Below are 313 nucleotides of genomic sequence, written 5' to 3'. Positions count from 1 at the left end.
GGAGGTTGAGCGGCGCGAGGTCTGCGGGCTCGCGCGCCTCGGCGGGCGGGGGCGGGGCGGTGGGCGCGCCGGGGGCGTAGGTGGCGTGGGGGGGGTCGTGGGGCGGCGCGATGGTCTGGCGGCGGATGTGCGGCGCGAGGGCGCGGGAGGCGTAGGGCGGGTGAGGCGGCGTGTAGACGGTCATCGGGTGTCCTGCGGTGGTCGGAGGGGACGATCCGTCCCGAACCTAGGACCTCGACCCCGGTCGAGGTCAACGGAGACGAGCGTCACACCCCGAGCCCGGTCGCGGGGCCTGGACCTCGAGCGCGCTCGA

1 pseudogene is annotated in these 313 nt (G+C 77.0%); it reads right to left on the bottom strand.

From position 1 onward, the window contains the following. Positions 1–184 (bottom strand): annotated as a pseudogene (locus V5O49_RS00145) (superoxide dismutase); the annotation flags it as partial. Between the last annotated feature and the right edge of the window lie 129 nt (positions 185–313).

This window comes from Isoptericola haloaureus (assembly GCF_036689775.1).
Lineage (GTDB): Bacteria > Actinomycetota > Actinomycetes > Actinomycetales > Cellulomonadaceae > Isoptericola > Isoptericola haloaureus.
Note: the sequence above shows the minus strand (reverse complement) of the source record. Positions and strands in the feature narration are given on the sequence as shown.